21 protein-coding genes, 1 tRNA gene and 2 pseudogenes are annotated in these 26,388 nt (G+C 71.5%); 12 read left to right on the forward strand and 12 right to left on the reverse strand.

Features of this window, described 5'->3' with window-relative positions:
* Both D452_RS0101605 and D452_RS0101610 read left to right on the forward strand, forming a co-directional pair.
* The coding region (locus D452_RS0101605; protein ID WP_017542409.1) for a UPF0182 family membrane protein at window positions 1-2,542 on the forward strand (2,542 nt) is incomplete at its 5' end.
* A gap of 198 nt (window positions 2,543-2,740) precedes the next feature.
* Window positions 2,741-2,817: transfer RNA gene (locus tag D452_RS0101610), tRNA-Met, on the forward strand.
* A 119-nt stretch (window positions 2,818-2,936) separates the two neighbouring features.
* Here the strand turns inward: D452_RS0101610 and D452_RS0101615 are convergent.
* From D452_RS0101615 to hisN, 5 genes are all read right to left on the reverse strand, one after another.
* On the reverse strand, window positions 2,937-3,656 hold the full coding sequence (locus tag D452_RS0101615; protein WP_017542410.1) for an ABC transporter ATP-binding protein: 720 nt from the start codon (window positions 3,654-3,656) through the stop codon (window positions 2,937-2,939).
* A complete protein-coding gene (locus D452_RS0101620) occupies window positions 3,657-4,688 on the reverse strand; it encodes an HlyD family efflux transporter periplasmic adaptor subunit (RefSeq protein WP_017542411.1) in 1,032 nt (343 codons plus the stop codon).
* Window positions 4,689-4,697: 9 nt separating this feature from the next.
* On the reverse strand, window positions 4,698-5,933 hold the full coding sequence (locus D452_RS0101625; protein WP_017542412.1) for an ABC transporter permease: 1,236 nt from the start codon (window positions 5,931-5,933) through the stop codon (window positions 4,698-4,700).
* A gap of 177 nt (window positions 5,934-6,110) precedes the next feature.
* The gene (locus tag D452_RS0101630) at window positions 6,111-6,629 is read right to left on the reverse strand and encodes a hypothetical protein (RefSeq protein WP_040692939.1); all 519 of its coding nucleotides are present in this window, start codon (window positions 6,627-6,629) and stop codon (window positions 6,111-6,113) included.
* A gap of 67 nt (window positions 6,630-6,696) precedes the next feature.
* Window positions 6,697-7,506, reverse strand: coding sequence for a histidinol-phosphatase (hisN, locus tag D452_RS0101635; RefSeq protein WP_017542414.1), 810 nt, complete (start codon window positions 7,504-7,506; stop codon window positions 6,697-6,699).
* 161 nt (window positions 7,507-7,667) lie between these two features.
* Here hisN and D452_RS27540 point away from each other — a divergent pair.
* Both D452_RS27540 and D452_RS30985 read left to right on the forward strand, forming a co-directional pair.
* Window positions 7,668-8,186: pseudogene (locus D452_RS27540) on the forward strand (TetR family transcriptional regulator); the annotation flags it as partial.
* Between the two features lie 93 nt (window positions 8,187-8,279).
* Window positions 8,280-8,492: pseudogene (locus D452_RS30985) on the forward strand (DUF2087 domain-containing protein); the annotation flags it as partial.
* Between the two features lie 33 nt (window positions 8,493-8,525).
* On the opposite strand, the gene rsgA reads toward D452_RS30985, so the two are convergent.
* Together rsgA and aroA are read right to left on the reverse strand one after the other, a co-directional pair.
* Window positions 8,526-9,557, reverse strand: a complete 1,032-nt coding sequence (gene rsgA / locus D452_RS0101645) for a ribosome small subunit-dependent GTPase A (RefSeq protein ID WP_017542416.1) — start codon at window positions 9,555-9,557, stop codon at window positions 8,526-8,528.
* Window positions 9,554-10,879 carry a 3-phosphoshikimate 1-carboxyvinyltransferase gene (aroA, locus tag D452_RS0101650; RefSeq protein ID WP_026128881.1) on the reverse strand — a complete coding sequence of 442 codons (1,326 nt, stop codon included), beginning with the start codon at window positions 10,877-10,879 and terminating at the stop codon, window positions 9,554-9,556. Before aroA ends, rsgA begins: the two co-directional genes overlap by 4 nt.
* A 120-nt stretch (window positions 10,880-10,999) precedes the next feature.
* On the opposite strand from aroA, the gene D452_RS0101655 reads away from it, so the two are divergent.
* Window positions 11,000-12,172, forward strand: a complete 1,173-nt coding sequence (locus D452_RS0101655) for a cysteine desulfurase family protein (RefSeq protein WP_017542418.1) — start codon at window positions 11,000-11,002, stop codon at window positions 12,170-12,172.
* Window positions 12,173-12,259: 87 nt separating this feature from the next.
* Here D452_RS0101655 and D452_RS0101660 read toward each other — a convergent pair whose 3' ends face one another.
* Both D452_RS0101660 and D452_RS0101665 read right to left on the reverse strand, forming a co-directional pair.
* Window positions 12,260-12,910 carry a peptidylprolyl isomerase gene (locus D452_RS0101660; RefSeq protein ID WP_017542419.1) on the reverse strand — a complete coding sequence of 217 codons (651 nt, stop codon included), beginning with the start codon at window positions 12,908-12,910 and terminating at the stop codon, window positions 12,260-12,262.
* Between the two features lie 126 nt (window positions 12,911-13,036).
* On the reverse strand, window positions 13,037-13,510 hold the full coding sequence (locus D452_RS0101665; RefSeq protein ID WP_017542420.1) for a PLD nuclease N-terminal domain-containing protein: 474 nt from the start codon (window positions 13,508-13,510) through the stop codon (window positions 13,037-13,039).
* Window positions 13,511-13,724: 214 nt separating this feature from the next.
* Between D452_RS0101665 and D452_RS0101670 the strand changes: the two genes are divergently transcribed.
* From D452_RS0101670 to D452_RS27545, 3 genes are all read left to right on the forward strand, one after another.
* Window positions 13,725-14,543, forward strand: coding sequence for a helix-turn-helix domain-containing protein (locus D452_RS0101670; RefSeq protein WP_017542421.1), 819 nt, complete (start codon window positions 13,725-13,727; stop codon window positions 14,541-14,543).
* 69 nt (window positions 14,544-14,612) lie between these two features.
* Entirely contained in the window at window positions 14,613-15,827 is a 1,215-nt protein-coding gene (locus D452_RS0101675) for an amidohydrolase (RefSeq protein WP_026128883.1), read from the forward strand.
* A gap of 210 nt (window positions 15,828-16,037) precedes the next feature.
* Window positions 16,038-16,280, forward strand: a complete 243-nt coding sequence (locus tag D452_RS27545) for a hypothetical protein (protein ID WP_017542423.1) — start codon at window positions 16,038-16,040, stop codon at window positions 16,278-16,280.
* Between the two features lie 178 nt (window positions 16,281-16,458).
* Here D452_RS27545 and D452_RS0101685 read toward each other — a convergent pair whose 3' ends face one another.
* Complete coding sequence (locus D452_RS0101685; protein WP_017542424.1) at window positions 16,459-17,262, reverse strand: TIGR03089 family protein; 804 nt, start codon at window positions 17,260-17,262, stop codon at window positions 16,459-16,461.
* 111 nt (window positions 17,263-17,373) lie between these two features.
* Here D452_RS0101685 and D452_RS0101690 point away from each other — a divergent pair, with 111 nt between their 5' ends.
* From D452_RS0101690 to D452_RS0101700, 3 genes are read left to right on the forward strand one after another with little or no spacing between them, the layout of a single operon-like run.
* Window positions 17,374-19,434: a hypothetical protein gene (locus D452_RS0101690; RefSeq protein WP_017542425.1), complete on the forward strand. Its 2,061-nt coding sequence runs from the start codon at window positions 17,374-17,376 to the stop codon at window positions 19,432-19,434.
* A 38-nt stretch (window positions 19,435-19,472) separates the two neighbouring features.
* A complete protein-coding gene (locus D452_RS0101695; RefSeq protein ID WP_017542426.1) occupies window positions 19,473-20,408 on the forward strand; it encodes a glycosyltransferase family 2 protein in 936 nt (311 codons plus the stop codon).
* Entirely contained in the window at window positions 20,405-21,517 is a 1,113-nt protein-coding gene (locus tag D452_RS0101700; protein ID WP_017542427.1) for a glycosyltransferase family 4 protein, read from the forward strand. Before D452_RS0101695 ends, D452_RS0101700 begins: the two co-directional genes overlap by 4 nt.
* A gap of 2 nt (window positions 21,518-21,519) precedes the next feature.
* Here the strand turns inward: D452_RS0101700 and D452_RS0101705 are convergent, their stop codons facing one another.
* Both D452_RS0101705 and D452_RS0101710 read right to left on the reverse strand, forming a co-directional pair.
* Window positions 21,520-22,236 (reverse strand): hypothetical protein, encoded by a 717-nt coding sequence (locus tag D452_RS0101705; RefSeq protein WP_017542428.1) that lies wholly within the window; start codon window positions 22,234-22,236, stop codon window positions 21,520-21,522.
* Window positions 22,237-22,375: 139 nt separating this feature from the next.
* Complete coding sequence (locus D452_RS0101710; protein WP_051061232.1) at window positions 22,376-23,440, reverse strand: lysylphosphatidylglycerol synthase domain-containing protein; 1,065 nt, start codon at window positions 23,438-23,440, stop codon at window positions 22,376-22,378.
* A gap of 117 nt (window positions 23,441-23,557) precedes the next feature.
* On the opposite strand from D452_RS0101710, the gene D452_RS0101715 reads away from it, so the two are divergent.
* On the forward strand, window positions 23,558-26,185 hold the full coding sequence (locus D452_RS0101715) for a bifunctional FO biosynthesis protein CofGH (RefSeq protein ID WP_083927427.1): 2,628 nt from the start codon (window positions 23,558-23,560) through the stop codon (window positions 26,183-26,185).
* Window positions 26,186-26,388: the final 203 nt, after the last annotated feature.

The following is a 26,388-nucleotide window of genomic DNA, read 5'->3' on the forward strand; positions in this document are numbered from 1 at the left end:
CATGGACATCGCGTTCTTCGCGTTCACCTACCCGTTCCTGCGCATCCTGCTCGGCTACCTGTACGCGGCCGTCATCCTGGCGTTCATCGCCGCCGTGATCGTGCACTACCTGTACGGCGGGGTCCGCCTCCAGAACGACTCCGGGCAGCGCGCCCCCCCCGCCGCCCGCGTGCACCTGTCGGTGCTGCTGGGCCTGTTCGTGCTCCTGCGCGCGGGCTCCTACTGGCTGGACCGCTACGGGCTGGTGTTCTCCGACCGGGGCTACACCTTCGGTGCCTCCTACACGGACGTGAACGCGGTCAAGACGGCCCTGACCATCCTCACGGTCATCTCGGTGATCTGCGCGGTCCTGTTCTTCGCCAACATCGTCTTCAAGAACACGATGATCCCGGTGGCCTCCCTCGGACTGCTCGTTCTGTCCGGCGTGGTCGTCGGCGTCGCCTACCCCGAGATCGTCCAGAACTTCCAGGTCAGGCCGAACGAGCAGCGCCTGGAGAGCCCGTACATCGAGCGCAACATCGAGAGCACGCGCGAGGCGTACGGGATCGCCGACGCCGAGGTGGAGACCTACGACGCCACCACGGAGCTCACGCCGCAGGAGCTGGCGGCCGAGGCCGACACCATCCCCAGCGTGCGACTGGCCGACCCGGCCGTGGTCTCGCAGACCTTCCAGCAGATGCAGCAGGTCCGAGGCTTCTACCAGTTCCCGGACGTGCTGGAGGTGGACCGCTACCCCGACGCCGACGGCAACCTGATCGACACGATCGTCGCCGTTCGTGAACTCGACGGCCCGCCCGCCGACCAGGACAATTGGCTCAACCGGCACCTGATCTACACCCACGGCTTCGGCATGGTCGCCGCCGCGGGCAACCTGATCGACAACGAGGGCCGCCCGGTCTTCACCGAGTACAACATCCCGCCGCGCGGCGAGCTGAGCGAGGTCGCGGGCGAGTACGAGCCGAGGATCTACTACGGCCGCGAGGGCGCCGACTACGTGATCGTCGAGGCCGAGGAGGAGTACGACTACCCGGTCGACCCCGCCTCGGACGAGCCCGACGTCCCCACGCTCGAGGACGCGGTCGACGCCAGCCCGAGCCCGGACGAGGCGCGCGCGCCCTCGGACGGCCAGGACGGCGGCGAGGAGGCCCCGGCCGAGGACGCCGAGGCCACCGAGGAGAACGCCGAGGGGGACCCGGCGGGTGGTTCGCAGGCCTACAACCGCTACGACGGTGACGGCGGCGTGCCGCTGAACAACTTCTTCGACCGCATCCTGTACGCGATCAAGTACCAGGAAACGAGCATCCTGCTCAACAGCGCGATCACGAGCGACTCGCGGATCATCTACGAGCGCGACCCGCTGGACCGCGTGGAGAAGGTCGCCCCGTTCCTCACCGTCGACAGCCGCCCCTACCCGGCGGTCGTGGACGGCAAGGTCGTGTGGATCGTCGACGGCTACACCACCTCGGACGGCTACCCGTACGCCAACCGGGTCGACTTCACCCAGGCGGTGACCGACACCTTCACCGACGGTTCCGCGCAGCAGGTCGGCGCGCTGCCCGGCAACGAGGTCAACTACATCCGCAACTCGGTGAAGGCCACCGTCGACGCCTACGACGGCACCGTCACCCTGTACGGCTGGGACGACGAGGACCCGGTCCTCAAGACCTGGGAGGGCGCCTTCCCGGGCACGGTGGTCGACAAGGACGAGATGAGCGAGGAGCTCATCCAGCACCTGCGCTACCCGGACGACCTGTTCAAGGTGCAGCGCGAGATCATGCGCGAGTACCACGTGACGGACGCCGCGTCCTACTACGGTGGTCAGGACTTCTGGTCGGTTCCCAACGACCCGACCCGGGAGGGCGAGGTCTCCGAGCCGCCCTACCGCCAGACCATCAACTTCCCCGGTTCGGACGAGCCCAGCTTCTCGCTGACCACCACGTTCGTGCCGAACAACCGTGAGAACCTGGCCGCGTTCATGGCGGTGGACAGCAACCCCGAGTCCGAGGAGTACGGGAAGCTGAAGCTGCTGGAGCTGCCCCGGAGCACGGTGATCTTCGGTCCCGGGCAGGTGCAGAACGCGTTCGACTCGGACGCCGACGTGCGTGAGGTCCTGCTCCCGCTGGAGCAGTCCAACGCAGAGGTCACCCGGGGCAACCTGCTGACCCTGCCGTTCGCCGGCGGTCTGCTCTACGTGGAGCCCCTCTACGTGCAGGCCGGTGGCGGCGGAGCGGCGTCCTTCCCGCTGCTCCAGCAGGTCATGGTCGGATTCGGTGAGGAGGTCGCCATCGGCAGCAACCTCCAGGACGCCCTGAACAACCTGTTCGAGGGCGGCGAGGGTCCGCTGCCGGACCCGGACGCCGAGCAGGGCACCGAGGAAGAGGAGACCTCCGAGGCCGGTTCGGGCGACAGCGAGCCCAGCGACCTCACCGAGGCCCTCAACGAGGCCGTGGAGGCCTGGGAGGAGGCCCAGGAGTCCAACGACGAGGCCAACGAGCGCCTGCGTGAGGCTCTTGAGGCCCTTGAGGAGGCCGCGGGCAACTAGTCCGTAGCCGTACCGACCGCCCCTGGGGCGCCGAGTACGACGGGGCGGGACCTTTCGGGTCCCGCCCCGTTCCCGTGTCCGAAGCCCCTGCGGGCCCCGCCGGGCCGCACCGGAACGGGGCACGGGCGGGGCCGCAGGGCGCCCGCGCAGGTCGATTTGGCTTTCCCGCCGGGGCGCGCTAATCTGAAGACACAACGACGCGGGGTGGAGCAGTTCGGTAGCTCGCTGGGCTCATAACCCAGAGGTCGCAGGTTCAAATCCTGTCCCCGCTACCAAGATAAAGAAGCGCCGGGTGGAGAAATCCACCCGGCGCTTCTTCGTGTGTCCGCCGCACGGAATCCGAAACGAATGTTCCCCGGTGCCGCCTGGGGAAGGGGCGGCACCGGGGAACGGTTCAGTGGGTGCGGCCCTCCACGAGCACCACCACGCGGTCGGCCCGCTCGGCGACCTTGGCGTCGTGGGTGACCACGACCACCGCGGCGTCGCGCACCCGCGACTGGTCGATCAGCTGGTCCATGATCATGGTGCTGCTGGCGGCGTCCAGAGCGCCCGTGGGTTCGTCGGCGAGGATCAGTGAGGGTTCACGGCTCAGCGCGCGCGCCAGGGCCACACGCTGCTGCTCACCGCCGGACAGCTGGTGCGGCTGGGAGTGGAGGCGGTGCCCCAGCCCCACCGACTCCAGTAGTTCCCTGGAGCGGCTGCGGCGGCGCAGCGCGGGCACTCCGCCGAGCACCATGGGCACGCTCACGTTGGCCAGGGCCGAGCGCCGCTCCAACAGGTGAAACTGCTGGAACACGAACCCGATCCCGTCCCCTCGCAGCCGCGACATGCGGCCCTCGCGCAGCGGGGCGGTCTCCATGCCGTCGAACACGTAGGAGCCGGTGCTGGGCCTGTCCAGCAGCCCGAGGACGTTCAGCAGGGTCGACTTTCCGGAACCGGACTGGCCCATGATGGCCACGACCTCGCCCCGGGAGACGTCGAAGGTGCAGTCGTGCAGCACGTCGATCCGGGTGCCCGACACCATGAAGTGCCTGGTGAGGTTCTTCACCTGGAGGAGCGGGGTGGCGGGCGGGCGTGTGTCCACGACCACGGGAGAGGGAGCGTCGGTGGTCATCTAGCCACCGATCCCGTAGAGCTCTTCGTCGAGGTCCTCCTCGGACTCGGCCCCGGGGACGTCGAAGCGCGGGTCCAGCGGCACCGGGTCCATGATGGTGTCGCCCACCTCCAGACCCTCGGTGACCTCGACGAGCTGGCCGTCGGACAGGCCCAGGGAGACCTCACGGGGCTCCTCGGTACCGTCCTCGGCCACCACGATCACCTCGCCCTCCTCGGAGGTGCCGCGCACGGCGGTCACCGGGACGACCACGACGTCCTCGGCCTCCCCGGTGCTCACCGACAACTGGCCCCGCACCCCGTCGAACACCTGGAGGTCGGAGGGGACCCGGCAGGACAACTCGGCGCCGCCACCGCCGCCCTCGGTCTCACCCGAGAACTCGTCCTCCGAGCCCTGCTCGGCGGGAGCGCCGCCCTCGGCCGAACCCAGCGAGAGGAACGCGCACTCGGCGGCGGGCGGGCCCTTGTCGATCTTCAGCATGATGTCGTCGGGGTCGTCGTAGAGCCGGTACAGGTCGTTCGCGGGGACCGTGGCCACCGCGCGGAACCGGTCCGGGGCGACGGTCGCCACGGCCGCGCCGGGCTCCAGGACGTCGCCGACCTGCACCTCGCCCATGCCCTTGATCGTCCCGCCGGCTGGCGCGTACAGGGAGACCTCGGTGAAGGCGGGGGCGGCGTCCCCGCCCTCCTCGTCCGAGACCGCGGCGGTCTCGGACGGCACCCTCACGTTGAGGATCGGGGCGCCCTGTTCCACCTCGTCCCCGTCGTTCAGCCACAGGTGGGTGACGGTGCCGCCCCTGGGGGCCTTGAGCGCCTTGCCCGGCTCCGGCCGCACCGTGGCGTCGAGCACCAGCAGGGAGCTGACCGTGCCCAGCTCCACGTCGATCGGCGCGCCGCCGACGTCCACCGCGGCCTCCCCGAGGAACTCCTCGTCCCCGCCGGAACCGCCGAAGCTGGACAACAGGAAATAGCCGGAACCGACCAGGCCGAGCACCAGGGTGACGGCCGCGCCGATGATGATCCACTTCTTCACTTGTGTCTCCTATTCCCGCAGCCCTGCGACGACGGACGCGCGCAGCGCCCGGATCGCGGGGATGATCCCGGCCAAGAGCCCGACGACGGCCGCACTGCCCAGTCCGACCAGGGCGGCGGAGGGCGGAACGGTCATGTTGATGTCGGGTGGCAGCCACATGAGGTTGCCGATGACGACCGCGGCCACGGCGACCAGCAACCAGGACAGGGCCAGGGCGATCAGGCCGGCCACGACCGCGACCACCACAGCTTCCATCACCACGGCCACGAACAGCGTGAACCGGCTCGCCCCGAGTGCCCGGTAGGTGGCCAGCTCCCGGCGCCGCTCCCGGACGGTGACCAGCCCGACGTTGAGGACGCCGAGCAGTCCGGTGGTGAGGGTGATCACCGCGACACCGATCAGCCCGATGGAGAGGTAACCGATCAGTTCGTCGGTCATCTCCGAGTTGTCGGTGCGGTACGCCATCAGGCTGTCCCGGCTGTCGATCCCCCAACGCCAGCTGGCGGAGGCGAGGCGGTCGGTGAACTCCTCTCCGAAGTCCATCTCCTCGGCGGCGGAGTCAGTGGGGTCGATCCGCGCGACGTAGGTGATCTGCGAGGCGGTCGGCTTCTCGGGGGACCAGGAAGGGCCGAAGAGGATCTCCCCGGTGGCGGGCGCGTTCAGGAGGTAGGCGCTGTGCCAGCCCTGCTGGTACACGGAGCTCTGCGTGACGCCGACGATCCGCACATCCGACCAGCGGCCGTTGCCGAGTTGGACGTCGGCGAAGTCACCCAGCTCCTCGGCCAGGGCCTCGTTGACCACCAGCACCGGGGCGCGCGAGTCCAGGTCGGCCTCGGTGAACCACCGGCCCTGGGTCAGGTTGATCCGGCGGATGTCGCCGAGCGCGACGTCCACTCCGATGATGTCGACGTCCCGGAAGACCTGGTCTCCCTGGCGGAGGGGCGGCGGGGACTCGGTCCTGTTGTGGAGCGAGACCTCCAGCCCGCCCGCCCGGCCCAGGTCCTCCTCGAACGCGCGGAGGTCCGTGACCTTGTCGAAGACGGTGACCTCCATGGTCGCCGCGCGTCCGGCGTTGGCCTCTCCGAAGGCGGTGGCGTAGCGCTGGCCGAGTTCTCCCGCGGTGACCACCATGATCAGGGCGCCGACACCGACGACGATGCCTGCGCAGGACAGGATGGTCCGGGCCACGTTGGCTCGGGAACCGGCGAAGGCCAGCACGATCCCAGCAGTGAGGGAACGCAGCATGGAGCCCCTTCCCGTATGTGTCTGTAGGGCCCGGCGCGGCATCGGGCGGCGCCGGGTCGCCCCGCGATTCGCGGGGGTTTCAACAGACCCATCGCCAGTGCCGGGGTTTTCGGTTCATGCCTGAACGAATATTCCCTTGGCCGCTCCCGGCCACGCGGGGTCACCACAGTGACCGCGCTATCCGACCTCGAAACCGTCGCAGGTGATGGGCGCCCCGGTCCCCGCGTCGGACCACACCACCGTGTGGACGCCCGTGGCGAGTTCCTCGGCGCCGTCGAAGGCGTTCGGATAGACCAGGCGCGCCCAGCCGGCGTCGTCCGGCTCGGCCTCGGCGGTCGCGGTCTCCCCGGCCGGGTCGGTGACGGTGGCCGCGACCGGTCCGGAGTGGTCGCCCTCGGAGTCGGACAGGCCGAGTTCCACGGCCTTCTCGTCCTCCACGGTCTCGCGCGGCGCCTCGCTGCGCCAGCCGCCGGGGAGCGCGGGGTCCACGGCGGGGGAGCACGAGTAGCGTGCGGGGTCGAACAGGGTGTCGGGCACGCCGAGCCCCAGCGGACCCGACGCGGCGGAGTCACGCACGGTGTCGGCGATCATCTCGCTGAGCTGTTGCGGGCTGTGGCCGTGGCTCTGGGCGCACCCCGTGGCCAGGATGAGGACCGCGCCGCACAGCGCGGCAGCGCGGCGCCGGTGGGTTGTCATGGTCAGCACACAGCGCACGTTACTACTGAAAGTAATCGCGCAGGTGCTTTTCGTGGCCGCTCGGCGGCTATTCCGGACGGCGCAACGGGGTGGGACCACCGTTGAGCCAGGTGAGCGCCTGGTCGTGGACGGCTCCGTTGGAGCACACCAGGGGGCCGCCGTCCTCGAAGCCGTCGCCGCGCAGGTTGGTGGCGCGGCCACCCGCCTCCTCCAGAATGATCGGCAGCGGGGCCGCGTCCCACAGCGAGAGCTCGGGCTCGGCGGCGATGTCCACGGTGCCCTCGGCGACCATCACGTGGGACCAGAAGTCACCATAGGCACGGGTCCGCCACACGGACCGCGTCAGCCCCAGGAAGGACTCCAGCCGCCCCTGCTCCTCCCACCCGGTCAGCGAGGAGAAACTCAGCGAGGCGTCCGCGAGGTCCTGCACCTTGGAGACCTGGCAGCGAGAGGCCTTGGAGAGGCTGCGCCCGGTCCAGGCGCCGCTGCCCTTGGAGGCCCACCAGCGGCGGTGCAGCGCCGGGGCCGAGACCACGCCCACCACGGGGCGGTCGCCCTCCAGCAGGGCGATGAGAGTGGCCCACACCGGGACGCCGCGCACGTAGTTCTTGGTGCCGTCGATGGGGTCGATGACCCACACGCGGTTGCTGTTGCCGCTCCGGCCGTACTCCTCTCCCACCACCGCGTCGCGCGGGCGGGCGCGGGAGAGCACGCCCCGCAGGGTCTCCTCGACCATGCGGTCGGCCTCGGTCACCGGGGTCAGATCCGGCTTGGTGTCGACAACCAGGTCGAGGGCGCGGAATCGCTTCATCGCGATGTCGTCGGCAGCGTCGGCGAGCACGTGGGCCAGCCGCAGATCATCGTCATAGGACACCATGGCCGGTAACGCTACCCTCCCGGGCACGAACATGCCCAAAGCGGCGCCCCCGGCGTGACCAGAGTGTTAGGGGGAGGGATATCCGGGGGCGCGAATGCGAGGATGGGGGCGTGAGCACAGACATACGGCCCCGGGAGGGCACCGGGGTCCGCGAACGGCTGATGGACGCCGCCCGCGCCGAGGTGCTGGCGGGGCGGTGGGGTGAGCGGCGGATGATCGACGTCGCCGCCACCGCGGGAGTGTCCAGGCAGACCCTCTACAACGTCTTCGGCAGCAAGGAGGGCCTCCTCCAGGCCGTGGTGGTGCGGGAGGTCACCACGCTCCTGGACACCGCCGAGGCGATGCTGGAGGCGGACGGCCACAACCCCGCGCACGCGGTGAGCCGCACCACCCGGATGGTTCTGCTCGCCGCGAGGGACAACCCGCTGCTGCTCGCCTTGGTCACCGGCGACGAACAGCTCCTCCCTGTGCTCACCACGCGGTCGGCGCCGCTCCTGGACGCCCTGCGGGAACGCATCGCCCGGACCCTGGCGGTGCACTGCCCGCAGGTGCTCCCCGACACCGCCGACGCGGTGGCGGACGTCTCCCTGAGACTCACCGTTTCGTACGCGCTCCAGCCCGTGGACCCCGACCAGGCGGCGCGCCGGGTGGAGATGGTCGTGCACGGCATGCTGCCGGTGGACTGCCAGGAGGCGAGGGTGTCGGAACGGCGTGGACGCACCGAACGCGCCGAGGTGCTGCGCGCGTACATGCCCGGGGGAAGGATCACGTCCGTCCCCGTCCGCCGCCCCGACCGGCTCGTCCTCCTCGACCACATCGCCCGGGCCTTCGAACCCGGGGTCCGCTACACCGAGGAGCAGCTCAACGCGGTCCTGCGCGGGTACAGCGCGGACCACGTGGTGTTGCGTCGCAGCCTCGTGGACGAGGGGTTCATGGAGAGCGACAGGACCCACTACTGGCGCTGCGGCGGCACCGTCGACCTTTGAGCTGGACCGCTGCACCAGCCCGACAACCGTCGGTCAGGAGTGGGGACCGGGCGGGGGAGCGGTGGTGTCGGTGTCCTCGTCGCCCTCGCGGCTGCTGAGCAGCCTGCGCAGCGAGGCCACCCGCTCGGCGTCCACCTCGCCCCGTTCCAGAGCCGCGCCGATGGCGCACTCCGGGGAGTCGGGCTGGTGGGAGCAGGCGGGCGGGCAGTCGGCGGCGATCTCGGCGAGGTCCTGGAACCCGGACACGATCTCCTCGGGGGACACGTGCGCCAGGCCGAAGCTCCGCACGCCCGGGGTGTCGATGAGCCAGCCGCCCTCGAACCGCAGCGCGAGCGCCGAGGTCGACGTGTGGCGGCCGCGCCCGGTGACGGCGTTCACGTGACCCACGGCGCGGTCCGTGCCCGGGACCAGCCGGTTCACCAGGGTGGACTTGCCCACGCCGGAGGAGCCCACGAACACCGTGGTCCGGTCCGCCAGGCGGGAGCGCAGCTCGTCGAGGTCACCCTCCGGGCTCAGTACCTCGTAGGGAAGCCCGAGCGGCTTGTAGGTGCCCAGCATCTCGTCGGGCGAGGCGAGGTCGGCCTTGGTGAGGCAGAGCAGCGGCTCCAGCCCGGCGTCGTAGGCGGCCACCAGGCAACGGTCCACGAAGCGCGGCTGCGGAGCCGGGTCCGCGAGGGCGCAGACGATGGCGAGCTGGTCGGCGTTGGCCACGATCACGCGCTCGACCGGGTCGGTGTCGTCCGCGGTGCGTCTGAGCACGGAGGCGCGCTCGCGCACCCGGACCACGCGGGCCAGGGTGTCGGGTCTGCCGGTCAGGTCCCCGACCACGTCCACGCGGTCGCCGACCACGATCGACCCCCGGCCGAGCTCGCGGGCCTTCATCGCCACCACGGGGACACCGTTCACCAGGCAGCGGTACCGGCCCCGGTCCACCGCTGTGACGAGGCCCTCCACGGCATCCTCGTGCTTGGGGCGCTTACGGGTGCGGGGCTTGGAACCGCCCCGGGCACGCACGCGGATGTCGTCCTCGTCCAGGTGGCGTCCCCCGCCCCGCGTGCGGCTCATGCCAGGACCTCCGACCACAGGCCGGGGAAGTCGGGCAGGGTCTTGCGTGTGGTGGCGATGTTCTCCACCTCCACCCCGGGCACCGCGAGCCCGATCACCGCGCCGGACGTGGCCATCCGGTGGTCGTCGTAGGAGTGGAACACCCCGCCGTGCAGGGGTCGGGGCCGGATGACCAGCCCGTCGGGCAGCTCCTCCACGTCCCCGCCCAGGCGGTTGATCTCGGCGGCCAGCGCGGCGATGCGGTCGGTCTCGTGGCGGCGCAGGTGGGCGATCCCGGTGAGCCGCGAGGGGGAGTCGGCCAGGGCCGCGACGGCGGCGATGGTGGGGGTGAGTTCGCCCACGTCGCGCAGGTCGGCGGTGATCCCGTGGATCTCCCCGGTTCCGCGCAACGTCAGGTCCTCGCCCGAACGGGAGACCTCCCCGCCCATCCGGGTGAACAGGTCGCGCAGGGCGTCGCCGGGCTGGGTCGTGCTCTCCGGCCACCCCTGCACGGTCACCTCACCCTTGCTGACCAGCGCGGCGGCTAGGAAGGGCGCGGCGTTGGAGAGGTCGGGCTCGACGGTGATCTCCGAGGCGCGGATCGGACCGGGCTCCACGAGCCACGAGTTCTCGCCGGTGGTGACCCGCACACCCACGGCGCGCAGCATCTCGACGGTCATGTCCAGGTGCGGCTGGGAGGGGACGGGCGGGCCCTCGTGCCGCACGTGCACGCCCTCGGTGAATCGGGCGCCGCTGAGCAGCAGCGCCGACACGAACTGCGAGGAGCCCGAGGCGTCCAGGGTGACCTCGCCGCCGCGTACGGCACCGGTCCCGTGGATGGTCAGCGGCAGCGCGCCGCGCCCCTGGTCGTCGATGTCGGCGCCGAGGTCGCGCAGCGCCGCGAGCAGCTCGTCCACCGGCCGCTCACGGGCGCGCGGGTCGCCGTCGAAGTGCACGTCGCCGGTGGCCAGCGCGGCCAGCGGCGGCACGAAACGCATGACGGTGCCCGCGTTGCCGACGTCCACGCTGGCTGGACCGTGCGGGGCCACCGGGGTGACGGACAGGTCAGGGACCTCCGGGTCGTCCGAGGTCAGCTCGCTCACCTGGATGCCCAGGGCGCGCAGGGCCCCCACCATGAGCTCGCTGTCCCGGCTCACCAGGGGACGGCGCACGACGCACGGGGTCTCGGAGAGCGCCGCCAGGATCAGCGCCCGGTTGGTGACGGACTTGGAACCGGGCAGGCTGACACGGGCACGCACCGGCTGCCGCGCGACGGGCGCGGGCCAGTGCTCCCCGGCGGGAGTGGCGGGCGAGGTGGACGGCGTGGGCGCGGAGTCAGGCATGGTCCAAGGTTATCGGTCCGGACCCGGGTCCGGAGGAACGAGTGGTCGGCCTGTGGACGGCGCTGAAGGAGGGGCAGGGGGGTAGGTGCGGATGTGGTCGGACGTATCCTGGAATGCGCCATGGTGTATCTGGATCACGCAGCCACGACCGAGGTCCGCCCCGAGGTGATCGCCGATGTGGCGGCGGAACTCGGCTCCCTCGGTAACCCATCGTCCCTGCACGGCCACGGACGGGCCGCTCGGCGTACCGTCGAGGAGTCCCGAGAACGCGTCGCCGAGGCGGTGGGCTCCACCCCGCACGAGGTGGTGTTCACCGCGGGCGGGACCGAGTCGAACAACATCGCGATCAAGGGCCTGTACTGGTCCCGCAACGCCGAGGATCCCGCGCGCAGACGCATCCTCGTCAGCGCCGTCGAACACCACGCCGCGCTCGACCCCGCGCGCTGGATGGCCGACCACCAGGGCGCGGTCCACGAGGAACTGCCCGTGGACGCCCTGGGCCGGGTGGACCCGGAGACCCTGCGCGCGGCGATCGAGCGTGACCCCGCGTCCGTGGCCGTGGTCTCGGTGATGTGGGCCAACAACGAGATCGGCACCGTGCAGCCGGTGCGTGAGCTGGCCGCGGTCGCCGCCGAGTACGGCGTCCCCTTCCACACGGACGCGGTGCAGGCCGTGGGCGCGGTCGAGGTGGACTTCGCGGCCAGCGGCGTGAGCGCGCTGACGCTGAGCGGCCACAAACTGGGCGGACCGGTGGGCAGCGGGGCCCTGGTGGTCGCCCGAGGCCTCGCCCCGACCCCGGTCCTGCACGGCGGCGGTCAGGAGCGCGACATCCGCTCCGGCACGCTGTCGGCCCCGTTCGCGCGCGGCCTCGCGACCGCGGTGCACGCCGCCGTCCAGGGGCGCGAGGAACACGTCAAACACCTCACGGCGCTCCGCGACGAGCTGGAGTCCCGGGTCCGGGACATCGTGCCCGACGTGGTGGTGAACGGCGACCCGCGGCTGCGGCTTCCGGGGATCGCCCACCTGTCGTTCCCCGGCTGTGAGGGCGACGCCCTGCTCATGTTGCTGGACGCCAGGGGCATCTCCTGCTCCACCGGCTCGGCGTGCTCGGCGGGCGTGGCCCAGCCCAGCCACGTGCTCCTGGCTACCGGGGCCGACCCCGACAGGGCCCTGAGCAGCCTGCGCCTGTCCCTGGGGCGGACCTCCACCGAAGAGGACGTTGACTGTCTGGCCGAGGCGATCGGCCCGGCCGTCGAACGCGCCCGTGCGGCCATGGCCAAGCGGCGGCGCTGAACCCGCCCCCGCAGGACGACGGCGGGGGTGCCACGGGCACCGCCGCCGTCGTCGTCGTGATTGTCCCCGTGACCGGGGGTGTGGGGGTCAGTCCCCGGAACGCTTGATGGTGACGGACTCCAGCACGATGTCACTGGTGGGGCGGTCACCGCTGTCCGTCTCGACCGTCGAGATCGCCTCCACGACCGCCATCGAGTCCTCGTCGGCGACCTTGCCGAAGATGGTGTGCATGCCGGTCAGATGCGGAGTGGGGGCCACGGTGACGAAGAACTGGGAGCCGTTGGTGTTGGGGCCGGAGTTGGCCATGGCCAGCAGCCCGGGCTCGTCGAAGCCGTGGTCGGACTCGAACTCGTCCTCGAACTGGTAGCCGGGGCCGCCGCGACCGGTTCCGGTCGGGTCGCCGCCCTGGATCATGAAACCGTCGATCACGCGGTGGAACACCGTACCGTCGTAGAACTCGGCCGCCCCCGTCTCCTCGTTCACCGGGCCGTCGCCCTCGGCGAGCTCGACGAAGTTGGTGACGGTCAACGGGGCGTCCGAGGCGAAGAGCTCCACCTCGATGTCGCCCTCACTGGTGTGCAGCGTGGCCCCGTCGACATCGGGGACCTCCACCTCGGCCTTCTGCTCCGTGTCCGGCGCCTCCGGGTCCGGTGACTCCGGCTCGTCGTTCTGGCACGCGGCCGTGGCGAGGAGGGCGGTGGAGGCGAGGATCGCTACCGGCAGGGTCAAGCGGTTCATCGGTTCACTTCCGGGGTCAGGTTCGCGGCGGGGCGGCACACAGGTTACTGCGGACGATCGGAAACCGGTCGCTTGGGCTGGCCCGATCGCCCCGTCCGGGGCACACCAGGGCCTTCGGGGCCGTGGTCAGGACGACGGGCCGATCGGGTCCTCGTCCCCGTCGCGGTCACGGCTCGCGTCGCCGGAGCCGGACTCCTCCCCGGGGCCGCCGCGCCCGTGCTCGCGCTCCTGACGCTCCCGGGACTCCCGCTCCTGGATCTCCCTCGCGCGGCGGCGCTGCTCCTCAGCGCGCTCACGACAGCGCCGCAAAAACGCCTCGTCCTCCTCCGGGGAGACCGCGCGGGCGCGCCCGGGGTGCTCGTACTCGGGGAAGGGCGGAGGGGGACCCGCCGGGCCCTGGGCAAGCGCGGGGTCCCGGGGCGGGCGGCCCAGCAGGAACCACAGCGCGGCGCCCACCTTGGGCAGGAGCAGGACGATCACCGCCCACACCGGTTTGGGCAGCAGACGGATCCTCGCGGAGTCGGATCCGATGACGTCGAAGAGCACGTACACCCAGAAGACGAGCGACAAGAGGGCGAGGAAGAGGGCGAAGTAGACCAACGGACCTTCCAATCGGGGGAAACACTCGACAGCGCTGGGGCGACATCATCGACTTTGTACTGACTTATCACGGATGGCCGCACCCGCCCGGTCGCTTGACCAGCCGCCCCGAGCCGGGAGAAGGTCGAACCACAGGGGCTGGGGCGTCGCACAGAGGGTACGTCACCACATGTCCCCACAGGTGTCTGCTGACCGGCCGAGAACGGGAGAGGTTATGGACGTGAACACCGCGTTGCCGTCGGCGATGTGGCTCCCCTTCGGGGCGCGGGTGCTGCGGGCCCGCTCCGACCTGGGACTTTCACGCGCCGAACTCGCCAGGAACGTCGGGGTCACCGACGACAAACTCCGCGAGGTCGAGGACGCGCACTGCCGCCCGGCCAGGTCACTGGTCGAACGGGTCGACACGGCGCTGGGCACCGATCACCAGTTGGTCGACGCCTGGGCGATCACCCTCCAGGCCGAGGCCTTCCCGAGCGAGTTCGGCGACATGAGCGAGCTCGGCACGCACGCCGCGCAGCTGTGGGAGCACCAGCCGATGGCGGTCCCCGTCTTCCTGCGCACCCGCGAGTACTCGCGGGCCATCCTCGAACCCCGCCACCCCAACCTCGACCACGAGGAGATCGAGGCGATGGTGGACGACGAGATGGCCGAACGCGCCGCCACCACGGGCCCCGAGGGCCCCGCCCTGCGCGTGGTCCTCAACGAGTCCGTGCTCCAGCGGCCCCAGGGAGGCGCCGAGGTCCTCAATGGCCAGCGCGACTTCCTCGCCGACCTCGTCAAGGCGGGCATCGTCAGCCTCGCGGTGATCCCCGAGGAGACCCCGCACCACCCGGGACTGGGCGGCGCGTTCCGAATCATGGAGTTCGCCGACCGCCCCAGCATGGTCTACGCCTTCGCCGCCCAGGGCGGCGAACTCACCGGGGACACCGAGGACGTCGGCCACTGCCGCATGGTGCGCGACTCCATCGAGGAGTCCAGTGTGGACCTCAGCCCCGAGTCCGAACTCCTCACCGCGCGCTGGCCCCAGGAATGACCATTCGTTGGGTGATCGGTCACGGAACGCCCTTGGGAACGTGACCGTGCATGGGCTAGGTTGCCCGCCATGGATATCGCAATCACTTCCGGATACGTGGTTCCCGTCGACGGCGACCCCATCGACGGGGGCACGGTCCTCATCTCCGACGGGAAGATCGCCGCGGTCGGGTCGGCCGCGGACGTCACGGTCCCCGAGGGCGCGGAGATCGTCGACGCGGCGGGCCAGTGGGTCCTGCCCGGCTTCGTCGAGGCCCACGGCCACGTCGGCATCCACGAGGAGACCATCGGCTGGGCCGGTGACGACACCAACGAGATGACCGACCCCAACGGCGCCCGCATGCGTGCGATCGACGCCATCAACCCCGCTGACCAGGGGTTCGCCGACGCCCTGTCCGGGGGTGTCACCAGCTCGGTGATCAAGCCCGGTTCCGGCAACCCCATCGGCGGTCGCACCGTCGCCCTGAAGATGTGGGGCCGCAGCGTCGAGGACCGGCTGCTCAAGGAGCCCGCCAGCGTCAAGAGCGCTCTCGGTGAGAACCCCAAGCGGGTCTACGGCAAGAAGGACACCCTCCCCTCGACCCGGCAGGGCGTGGCCGCGGTCATCCGCGACGCCTTCACCAAGGCCGAGGACTACAGGACCAAGCGGGACCACGCCGCACAGGAGGGCACGCCCTTCGACCGCGACAACACCCTGGAGACCCTCGTCCAGGTGCTCGACGGCGAGGTGCCCTGGTGCCAGCACGTGCACCGCGCCGACGACATGCACACCGCGATGCGCCTGGCCGACGAGTTCGGCTACCGGCTCATCATCAACCACTGCACCGAGGGCCACCTGCTGGCCGACGAGATCGCCGCGCGCGGCATCCCCGTCATCACCGGTCCGCTGATGACCAGCCGCTCCAAGGTGGAGGTGGGCAACCGCACCCTGGCCAACCCGGGCATCCTGGACCGCGCGGGCGTGAAGGTGGCCCTCACCACCGACGCCCCGGTCATCCCGATCGAGTTCCTCGTCTACCAGGCGATCCTGTGCGTCAAGGAGGGCATGGACCGCGACTCCGCGATCCGCGCGCTCACGGTGAACCCCGCCGAGATCATGGGCCTGGACGACCGGGTCGGTTCCCTGCGCCCCGGGCTGGACGCCGACGTCGTGGTGTGGTCCGGCGACCCGCTCGACATCATGAGCCGCGCCCAGCGCGTGTTCGTGGACGGTCGCGAGGTGTACACCTACGACGAGTCGAAGCGCGCCGGGATCGTCGCCGACGCTTACTACCGGGAGTCCTGAGCCCGGTCCGGGAAGCGGGACCCACCACTCCGCACCGGATCCCTCTGAGGTACCTCAGACGTCCCCGCGCCGTGCCCCGCCTCGCCTGAGGCGGGGCACGGCGCCGCTGTCTGGTGAAGTCTCCCGATGTGCGGCCGGGGGCCTTAGCCGGAGTCTGTAACCAGCCGGGAGCAGCAGCCCCGGCGGACACGGACCACCCAGGGGGACACCATGCACCCGGACTTCGCCGCACAGGCCGCCGACCTCTACCGGGCCGAGACCGAACGGGCCGCCCACGAGGAGCGTGCCGCACGCAGGGCGCAGAAGGAGGCGCGCGAGGCCGCGCGGGTGAGCGCCCGCGCCGAACGGGAGAGGGAGCGTGCCGAGCGCGCCCGGGGCTCGGCGACGGACGAACCGTCCCGCGCGGAGTCGCGCCGGAGCGCGGGACGGTGGACCCCCGCCCACGCGACGTAGGCGGGAACCCTGGCGTTGCCAGGTCCCTCGCCGCGGCGGTGAGGCTGGACGGCCCGACCCGTGCGGGCTCCGCTGTCGCGCGGCTCCACGGAGCCTGCCCCGCGGGGCATCATCTGGGGAGGCGGTAGCTCGCACCGGTGACGGCTCCGCCACCGGCCGAGCATCCAGAAACCACTCCCTAGAGCGCGACCCGGCGGAAGGGCAGGTCGCCGACGGGCTCGGTTCCGTACAGCACGGTGACGCCCTCCGCTCCCATCCGGTCCAGGAACCGCTGGAGGTCGCTCTCCGCGGGCGGCGGGGTCAGCACCAGGGGAACCCCGGAGGCGATCGCGGCGGTGAGCACGGACAGGTCCCCGCCGAACGCGTCCAGCGGGGCGTCGGGCGCCACGACCACCGCGAGCCGGTCCCGTTCGCCCAGGTCCCAGGTCTTGGCCAGCTCCTGTCCGGCCGCCACCACCTCGGCGCCGGTGAGGGTGCGACCGGCGGACTCCAGGGCGGGTTCGGCGGCTTCCACCGGGTAGGCGGGGAAGTGGTCGCCGTGCCCGCGCACCTCCACGGTGTAGTCGGTCACCATCGGCGGGACCTCGCGCAGCGGCAGGCCCAGCGGGTCCAGGGAGGTGCCCACGACCTCCTCGGCGCCGCTGTCCTGCGCGGCCTCCAGACGGTCCGGATCGGCCACCATGACCTCGGGCGCCGCGCCGTTCTCGGAGAGCACCGCGGTGGCCCCCACCGACCAGCAGGACAGCACCCACGCCACTGACTGCCAGTGCGGCGGCAGGGCGAGCGCGATCCGGTCACCCGGTTGCGTACCGAAACCGTCCACGAGCATGTTCGAGGTCTTGGACACCCAGTTGTCGAGGGTGGCCCGGGACAGTTCGATCCGGTCGCCGAGGTCGTCGTGGGAGGTCACGAACGGGCGTGAGGGATCGGAGGAGACGAGGGCGCGCCAGAGTCGCGCGGGAGAGTCGGACATGGCGCCCATGCTAGGCGCTCCCACCGGCCGCTCCAGTGGGCCCGAACCCTCTTTGTCACGGTCCCGCCATGGTTGGGGACGGAGTGTGCGTAGCGCGGGACGAAGTGCCAGAGTTGCTTCATGCGCCCGCTTCCCGGACGGCTCCTCGCCCGTGTGACCGCGCTCCCCGCGATCGCCCTCTCGGCCTGGCTCCTCGTCGCCTTCCCCCTGCTGGTCCTCGGCCAGTTCACCCCGCTGACCGGACTCGTCCTGGGGCTTCCCGCCGTGGTCGCGGCGTGCGCCCTGGTGCCGCGCCTGCTTCCGGACCCACCGGACGAGGAGGAGGTGCCCTGGTGGCCGGTGGTCGCGGTCCTGCTCATCACCGTGGCCTTCGCCGCTGTGCAGATCGCCTACCACGCCGAGGCCCTGGTGATCCGGCGCGATCCGGCCTCGTACGCCATGTACACGGCCTGGATCGCGGAGAACGGCTTCCTGCCCATCCCGACGCAGGCCGAGCTCATCGCGGGGGACGACCCCGCGCTCAGCTACCAGAGCCTCGCCCACTACCAGCGTGACGACGTCATCTGGCCGCAGTTCATGGCCGGGGCGCCGCTGGTGCTGTCGGTCGGCTACTGGCTCGGCGGGCTGGGCGGCATGCTCGTGGCCACCCCGGTGCTGGGCGCACTGGGAGTGCTCACCTTCGCCGGGCTCACCGCCCGCCTGGTCGGCGCGCGCTGGGCTCCCCTGGCCGCCCTGATCCTGGCGGTGTGCCTGCCGCAGCAGTGGGTCAGCCGGTTCACCTACAGCGAGCCCCTCGCCCAGATTCTGCTCCTGGGCGGCATGGTGATCGCCTTCGACGCCCTGGCCAGCCGCCGCGCCCTCTCCGACCGGTGGCGCGCACCGCAGGCACTGGCGCTGGTGGCCGGGCTGGTGTTCGGTCTCGGCGTGCTGGTGCGCATCGACGCCATCCGCGACCTCCTGCCCGTGGTGGGTTTCGTCGGCCTGCTGCTGGTGGCCCGGCGCGGGCAGGCGCTGCCCCTGCTCGCCGGGCTCTGCGTGGGCGTGGCCTACGGGCTGGTCGCCGGATACGGCTACTCGCTGCCGTACCTGGAGTACCTGTCCGACTCCCTGAACCCCCTCCTGCTCATCAGCGCCGCCGTCATCGGCGCCACCGTCGCGCTCACCGCCGCCCTGTGGCGTTTCGGGCTGCCGCACACCGAACGGGTGCGCTGGCTGCCCAACGTGATGGCGCTGGCCGCGCTGCTGGTCATGGTGGGCTTCGCCGTGCGCCCGCTGCTCTGGCCGGACTACGGGCACGGCAGCGACTTCACCGACCAGTGGGTGGCCTCGGTCCAGGAGATCGAGGGGCTGCCGATCGAGGGCAGCCGCACCTACTACGACATGAGCCTGTACTGGGTGGGCTGGTACGTGGGCCTCGGCGCCGTCCTGTTCGCCTCCCTGGGGGTGGCCCTGGTCCTGCGGCGCCTCACCCAGCGGCGCGACCTCCAGTGGCTCCTGCCCGCCATGCTGCTCGTGTGGACGGTCACCACCACGCTGCTGCGCCCGGCCATCACCCCGGACCACCCCTGGGCCAGCAGGCGCCTGATCGTGCTGGTGATCCCGGCGTTCGTACTGTTCGCGGTGTGGTTCCTGGCCTGGTTGACTCGCTACTGCGAGAACTCCGTGCGCCACTCCCGGACCACCTCGATGGTCCGGTCGCTCCCCGCCGTGGTGGCCGCCGGGGCTGCGGTCGCCCTCCTCGGGCCCGGTGTGGTCACCTCCGCGTGGGGGATCATGGGATACCGGCAGGACGTGGGCACGGTGGCGGCCACAGAGGAACTCTGCGCGTCGCTGCCACCCGACGCCTCGGTCGTCGTGGTTGACTCCGGGATGGCGGGCAACTACATGCCGCTGCTGCGCAACGTCTGCGGTGTGCCCACCGCCGCCCTGGACGAGGCCTCTCCAGAGGCCGTCGACAGGGTCGTGCACGCCGTGCACCAGCGGGGCCGCGACGCCGTTCTGGCCGCCTCGCACTGGGAGCAGCTCGACGAGCTCACCGACTCCGAGGTGGAGCCCGAACGGCACTTCCACGTCGTCGCCCAGATGGACCCGAGTACCCTCATGGAGCCCCCGACCGGACACTGGACCTTCAACGGCAGCGTGTGGACAGCCGTCCTGCCCGCCACGAACGATCCGGCGTGAGACCGCCCCCTCTCCCGACCACCCCGCTGAGAAGGACCATGAGCCACCCAGACGCCCAGGACCGAGCCCCGGAGCACGACGCCCCGCCGGTTCGGGTCACGATCGTCCTCCCCTGCTACAACGAGGAGGAGCACGTCGTCGACGAGATCAAACGGATCTGCTCGGCGATGGACGCCTCCGGGTACGGGTACGAGCTGCTCGCCGTGGACGACGCCTCCACCGACGACACCCTGAACAGGCTGCGCGAGGTGGAGGGACTCTTCCCCCACATGAGGGTCGTCCCCTTCGGGCACAACGGCGGCGCGGGCACCGTGCGGCGGATCGGCAGCCAGCGGGCGCGCGGCGAGTTCGTGGCGTGGACCGACGCCGACATGAGCTACCCCAACGAGCGCATCCCCGAGCTCGTCGCCATGCTGGACAACGACCCCGAGATCGACCAGGTCGTGGGGGCGCGCACCCAGGAGATGGGATCGCACAAGGCGCTGCGCGTCCCCGCCAAGTGGATGATCCGCAAGGTCGCCGAACGCCTGACCAACACCCGCATCCCCGACCTCAACTCCGGTCTCCGGGTGTTCCGCAGGGACGTCGCCCGTCCCTACCTCAGGCTGCTGCCGCCGGGGTTCTCCTGCGTCACCACCATCACGCTGGCGTTCCTGTCCAACCAGCACCCCCTCAGGTACGTGCCCATCGAGTACGCCAAGCGGGCGGGCACGTCCAAGTTCCACTTCGTGCGTGACGCCTACCGGTACATCCTCCAGGTGCTGCGCATGGTCATGTACTTCAACCCGCTCAAGGTCCTCATGCCGCCCGCCCTGTGGCTGCTGGGGATCGGCACGGCCAAGTTCGTCTACGACCAGGTCCGCAATCCGCTCTACATGCCCAACAACACCGTCATGATCCTCATGACCGGGCTGATCATCGCGGCGATCGCGCTCCTGGCCGACCTCATCGTCCGTTCGAGGGAGCACCCGTGACCGGACGCATCACCCTCGTGGGCCCCGCGCACCCCTACAAGGGCGGCGGGGCCCGGCACACCACCGAGCTCGCGCACCGGCTGAGCGCCCTCGGCCACGAAACGGGCATCGAGTCGTGGCGGGCGCAGTACCCGGCGGCGCTCTACCCGGGCACGCAGACCATCACGGACCCCGAGGGGAAGCCCTACCCGGACACCCGCCACGATCTGGCCTGGTACCGGCCGGACGGCTGGTGGCGCACCGGGAGGCGACTCGCGGACGAGAACGACCTGGTGGTACTCACCCTCTTCTCGCCGGTGCAGGTGCCCGCCTACCTCGGCGTCCTCGCCGGGATCCGGTCCCGGCGCGGTTCGGGGACCCGTGTGGTGGCCCTGTGCCACAACGTCCTGCCGCACGAGCGCCGAGCGGTGGACGTGTCCCTGGTCCGGGCGCTGCTGCGCCGCGTGGACGGGGTCCTCACCCACTCGGCCGAACAGGGCGGTCTCGCCGAGGGACTGCTCGGCCCGGCCCGTCCCCGGCCCGTCGTCGCGGAGATGCCGCCGCACCTTCCGGAGACCGGGGGGGCACCCGCCGGTGGTGCCTCCGAGGAGAGGCGCCACCTGCTGTTCTTCGGGATCGTGCGCCCGTACAAGGGCGTGGACGTGCTGCTGCGCGCGCTGGCCGAGGGGGCACCCGACGACGTCACTCTGACCGTGGCCGGTGAGTTCTGGGGAGGCTCCAGTGAACTGGCCGGCCTGGCCGAGGAGCTGGGGCTGACCGGCCGGGTCCGGTTCCGTGAGGGTTACGTGCCCGCCGACGAACTGCCCGGGCTGCTCGCCGGGGCCGACGCCCTGGTGCTGCCCTACCGATCCGCGACCGCCACCCAGAACGTGTGGCTGGCGCACGAGCACGGGCTGCCCGTGATCGCCACCCGGGCGGGCACCCTGGCCGACCACGTGCGCGACGGCGTGGACGGCCTGCTCTGTGAACCGGGGGACACGGCCGACCTCGCCCGCGCGCTGGCCGCCTTCTACGAGCCCGGCGTGCCCGCGCGGCTCAGAGCGGGGGTCCGGCCGGTGGAGGCCGAACCGTACTGGAGGGCCTACACCGACCGGCTGCTGTCGGCCTGACCTCAGGAGGCCCGGCGGCGCAGGTGGAGCACGGCGGGCACCAGCAGGCAGACGGCGCCGAGCACACCCACGCCCAGCACGATCCACGGCAGGTACTCGCGCAGGTCGGAGGTATCGTCGCCGGTCGCGCGCTGTTCTTCCAACTCGTGCTCGGTGCCCGCCTGGATGCTGCTCACCGGGGTCGCCGCGTTCACCGTGCAGTCGCCGAACCCGGGCAGGGCGAAGGTCTCGGTGGCCACGCGCACCTCGTAGAAGCCCAGCGGGGGCTCCCAGTCCTCCCAGGCCAGGGTGGGCGGATCGTCACCGGTCAGCAGCCTGCCGTCGCTGCCGGAGAGGCTGGCGGTGAGCGTTCCGGCCCGTTCGGCTGCGGACGCCATGTCGTCGGTGCTGATTCCCGGGAGGGGCTCGGGGTTGGGCACCACGACGAGTTCGAGGTCGGTCGTGGCCTCCTCGTCGGTCTCCTCCTCGGGCTCGAGCTCGGCGGCCAGGGTCAGGGAGAGCTCGGGCTCACCGTCGGAGGATCCGCTCACCACGGGGAAGAGCTGCCCGACCACGGTGAGGGTGCCGGCGCCCTGGTCACAGGAGACGTCAGCGGGCCTGACATACGCGTGGGAGGGGCCTTCGGGGGAGGGCTCGGCCGCGCCGAGGGTGGCCGGTGCCAGTACGAGGGTCACGGCGAGGGCGGACAGGACACGTGGGAAGCGGGGGGCCCAGTTCATACGGCATGAGCATAGGCCGCACCCGAGCAAAAAAGAAGGTTTCTTTCCTGTTTTGTTGTGCGAGCGTCCCGGCAGCCAGGCGGGTCGGGTTCCTCCCGGGAACAGGGACCGGCACGTGCCTCCGCCCAGTGCACGACTCTCACCGAGGGGGACCTGACCCGAGATCCTCTTCGAAGCCGGAGCCGGTACGCGCCGTCGTGTTTGATTCCGGGCCCGACCCAGACCCCGACCCAGACCCCGACCCAGACCCAGACCCAGACCCGGATCTCGGTCCGGGCTCGGTCTGCGGGGGCTTGGAAAACAGGAGCGACAACCCCGCCCAACCCACGTCCGCCACCGTCATCACCAGCCGCGACAGAACCGCCACCACCAGGGCCGCACCCGCGTCCACCACCGGGGCCAGCGCCACCACCAGCACCACCTCGCGCACCCCCAGTCCTGCGGGCGCGAACACCACCAGCAGGCCCAGGGTCCAGGCCAGCGCGTAGGCCCCCACCGCCGGACCCACCGATCTCAGCGCCTCGCCGCCCACGGCCCAGGTCAGCAACCACACGTGCGCGCCCAACGGCACCCACGCCGCCAGGGTCCAGGCCACTGACGCCGCGACCGAACGCCCACCGATCACCAGCGGACCGGCGTCCGCCACCTCACGGAACCGCGCGAACGGTCGCGCGGCCAACCGCACACCCCACCCCAACACCCTCGGGTGCAGGCAGGCCAACAGCACCGGCGCGGCCGCCAGCGCCCACCACCACCGTCGGGCCGCCTCGGCGGAGGACAGCGGCAGGGCCACGGCCGCGACAGCCAGGCTCACGGCCACCGTCACGGCGATCGCCAGGAGTGTGGCCGCCGCCCCGCGCGACCTCGGGACCTGCCAGTCGCGGGCCAGTTCCACCTGGGCCACGAACGCCCACACCGACCCGGGCACGTACTTGCCGAGCTGGCCCACGAACATCACCCGGGCGGCCGCCGCCCTGGGCAACGACGACCCCAGCCCGGCCAGCAGGGACCGCCACGCCATCATTTGCGCGGCGAGCCCCAGCATCCCGGCCAGGACCGCGGCGGGCAGCACCCAGAGGGGGAGTTCGGAGACGGCGGCCCGCGCCTGCGTCCAGTTGGCGTACAGGGCGGCGGCCGCGCACGCGCACACCAGCGCGAGCAGGGCCAGGCGCACCCAGGAGTTCCGTCGAAGCCGAGTCAGCACCCCCCAAGCCTATGCCGGACGCGCGGGGCGCTCCCGGTTGTCCACAGGCCGGATCCGGGCGCGGTCACCGGGTGGCGCCCGAGACCCGGTACCGCCGGACGCGTAGGCTGAGCCGTTATGAGTGGTGCGAACGACCCAGCCCCCATTCCCACACCGACGGCGTCCGCCATGCGCAGGGCCCTGGCCCGCGCCCGGGACGGCAAGACCCTCGACGTCACCGAGGCCGAGGTGCTGCTGCACGCCCGGGACGAGGACCTCGACCAACTCCTGGAGTACGCGGGACGGGCCCGCGACGCGGGCCTGGAGGCGGCGGGCCGTCCCGGCGTCATCACCTACAGCCGCAAGGTCTTCGTCCCCCTGACCCGCCTGTGCCGCGACCGCTGTCACTACTGCACCTTCGCCACGGTCCCCGGCCGGCTCGACGCCCCCTTCATGTCCCCGGACGAGGTCCTGGAGATCGCCCGCGAGGGCGCCGCCATGGGCTGCAAGGAAGTCCTCATCACCCTGGGAGACCGGCCCGAGGACCGCTGGAAGCAGGCCGCCGAGTGGCTCAACTCGCGCGGCTACGACGACACCCTCTCCTACGTGCGCGCCATGGCGATCATGGTCCTGGAGGAGACCGGGCTGCTTCCGCACCTCAACCCCGGCGTGCTGACCTGGTCCGACCTCCAGCGGCTCAAGCCCGTCGCCCCCTCCATGGGGATGATGCTGGAGACCACCTCGCGGCGGCTGTTCACCGAGAAGGGGCAGCCCCACTACGGCAGCCCCGACAAGGACCCCGTCGTACGCCTGCGCGCCCTGGAGGACGCGGGGCGTTCCAGCGTTCCCTTCACCACCGGCATCCTGCTCGGGATCGGCGAGACGGTCGCCGACCGCGCCGAGTCCATCTTCGCGATGCGCGGGGTCTCCCGCCGCTACGGCGGCGTCCAGGAGGTCATCGTGCAGAACTTCCGGGCCAAGCCGGACACGGCGATGATGCACCGCCCCGACGCCGAACGCGACATGATGGCCGCCACCATCGCCGTCACCCGCCTCGTCATGGGCCCCAAGGCCCACGTCCAGGCGCCGCCCAACCTCATCGGCGCGGACCAGGGCGGTGTGGACGAGTACGAGCTGATGATCCGCGCGGGCATCGACGACTGGGGCGGGGTCTCCCCGCTCACCGCGGACCACGTCAACCCCGAGCGCCCCTGGCCGCAGATCGACGACCTCGCCGCCCGCACCGCCGCCCGGGGCTTCACCCTGCGGGAACGCCTCACCGTGTACCCGGAGTACATCCGGGCGGGCGAACCCTGGGTCGACCCGCGCCTGCGCGAGCACGTCCACGCGCTCGTGGACCCGGAGACCGGCCTGGCCCGTGAGGACGCGCCCCTGGTGGGACGCCCCTGGCAGGAGCCCGAAGCGGTCCTGACCTCGTCGGGCCGCACCGACCTGCACACGGAGATCGACTCCGAGGGCCGCACCGGTGACCGGCGCGGCGACTTCGACGCGGTCTACGGAGACTGGGACGAACTCGCCCCGGGCGTGGACCGTGAGGGGGCCACACCCCGACGCCTGGACCCCGAGATCGCCGCCGCCCTGCGCAGCGCCGAAAGCGACCCGGCGGGGCTCAGTGACGCCGAGGCGCTGGCCCTGCTGCACGCCGACGGCGACGCCCTGGACGCGCTCACCGGCCTCGCAGACCGGGTCCGCCGCGACACCGTCGGCGACGACGTCACCTACGTGGTGACCAGGAACATCAACTTCACCAACGTCTGCTACACCGGCTGCCGGTTCTGCGCCTTCGCCCAGCGCCGCACCGACGCGGACGCCTACACGCTGTCCCTGGACCAGGTGGCCGACCGTGCCGAGGAGGCCTGGAAGGCCGGTGCCACCGAGGTGTGCATGCAGGGCGGCATCCACCCCGACCTGCCCGGGACCGCGTACTTCGACATCACCAGGGCCGTCCGCGAACGAGTCCCGGACATGCACGTCCACGCCTTCAGCCCGATGGAGGTGGTCAACGGCGCGGCCCGCACCAACCTGCCGGTGCGCGAGTGGCTGACCCGTGCCCGGGAAGCCGGACTGGGGTCGGTCCCGGGGACCGCCGCCGAGATCCTCGACGACGAGGTCCGGTGGGTGCTCACCAAGGGCAAGCTCCCCGCCAGCGAGTGGATCGAGGTCATCACCAACGCCCACGACCTGGGCATCCCCACCACGTCCACGATGATGTACGGGCACGTGGACTCCCCGCACCACTGGGTGGCGCACATCAAGCTGCTGCGCTCACTCCAGGAACGGTCGATGGAGCGCAACGGCAGGCCCGGGTTCACGGAGTTCGTGCCGCTGCCGTTCGTGCACACCAACGCGCCGATCTACCTCGCCGGGCTCGCCCGCACGGGACCGACCGTCCGGGAGAACCGCGCGGTGCACGCGCTGGCCCGTCTCCTCCTGCACGGGAGCATCGACAACATCCAGGGCTCCTGGGTCAAGCTCGCCGAGGACACCTTCCGCCAGCTGCTGCGCGGCGGCGTCAACGACGTCGGCGGCACCCTCATGGAGGAGACCATCAGCCGCATGGCCGGTTCCGGCCAGGGTTCGTACAAGACGATCAGCGACATCAAGGCACTCGTCGAGCCCACGGGCCGCCCGGTCCGCCAGCGCACCACCACCTACGGCGCGGTCCCGGAGGAGCGCCGCCGCGTCGCCGAGGCCAGCGACGGGGTGGCGCCCAGCATCCTGCGCCCCCGTCTCCCTCTGGCCTGACCGGGAACAAGGAGGGGCGGGGCGCCGGAGACCGCGTCCCGCCCCACCTTCGTCAGCTCCTACGGCGCCCCAAAGCGGTGAGGACCGCCCCGGTCACGGCCGTGCTGGGCGCGTCGACCCACACGTACGGGCAGCGAGAGCCGGTTGGGGGAAGAGGGGATCAGGCGTCGCTGATGTCCTTCTTGGCTGATCGGAGCATGTTC

The sequence above is a fragment of the Nocardiopsis prasina DSM 43845 genome, assembly GCF_000341265.1.
GTDB lineage: Bacteria > Actinomycetota > Actinomycetes > Streptosporangiales > Streptosporangiaceae > Nocardiopsis > Nocardiopsis prasina.

Coding starts and splice junctions, on each gene's coding strand:
- D452_RS0101615 (WP_017542410.1), bottom strand. CDS start 3,656: ATGACCACCGACGCTCCCTCTCCCGTGGTCGTGGACACACGCCCGCCC.
- D452_RS0101625 (WP_017542412.1), bottom strand. CDS start 5,933: ATGCTGCGTTCCCTCACTGCTGGGATCGTGCTGGCCTTCGCCGGTTCC.
- D452_RS0101630 (WP_040692939.1), bottom strand. CDS start 6,629: ATGACAACCCACCGGCGCCGCGCTGCCGCGCTGTGCGGCGCGGTCCTC.
- hisN (WP_017542414.1), bottom strand. CDS start 7,506: ATGGTGTCCTATGACGATGATCTGCGGCTGGCCCACGTGCTCGCCGAC.
- rsgA (WP_017542416.1), bottom strand. CDS start 9,557: ATGAGCCGCACGCGGGGCGGGGGACGCCACCTGGACGAGGACGACATC.
- aroA (WP_026128881.1), bottom strand. CDS start 10,879: ATGCCTGACTCCGCGCCCACGCCGTCCACCTCGCCCGCCACTCCCGCC.
- D452_RS0101655 (WP_017542418.1), top strand. CDS start 11,000: ATGGTGTATCTGGATCACGCAGCCACGACCGAGGTCCGCCCCGAGGTG.
- D452_RS0101660 (WP_017542419.1), bottom strand. CDS start 12,910: ATGAACCGCTTGACCCTGCCGGTAGCGATCCTCGCCTCCACCGCCCTC.
- D452_RS0101670 (WP_017542421.1), top strand. CDS start 13,725: ATGGACGTGAACACCGCGTTGCCGTCGGCGATGTGGCTCCCCTTCGGG.
- D452_RS0101675 (WP_026128883.1), top strand. CDS start 14,613: ATGGATATCGCAATCACTTCCGGATACGTGGTTCCCGTCGACGGCGAC.
- D452_RS27545 (WP_017542423.1), top strand. CDS start 16,038: ATGCACCCGGACTTCGCCGCACAGGCCGCCGACCTCTACCGGGCCGAG.
- D452_RS0101685 (WP_017542424.1), bottom strand. CDS start 17,262: ATGGGCGCCATGTCCGACTCTCCCGCGCGACTCTGGCGCGCCCTCGTC.
- D452_RS0101690 (WP_017542425.1), top strand. CDS start 17,374: ATGCGCCCGCTTCCCGGACGGCTCCTCGCCCGTGTGACCGCGCTCCCC.
- D452_RS0101695 (WP_017542426.1), top strand. CDS start 19,473: ATGAGCCACCCAGACGCCCAGGACCGAGCCCCGGAGCACGACGCCCCG.
- D452_RS0101705 (WP_017542428.1), bottom strand. CDS start 22,236: ATGAACTGGGCCCCCCGCTTCCCACGTGTCCTGTCCGCCCTCGCCGTG.
- D452_RS0101715 (WP_083927427.1), top strand. CDS start 23,558: ATGAGTGGTGCGAACGACCCAGCCCCCATTCCCACACCGACGGCGTCC.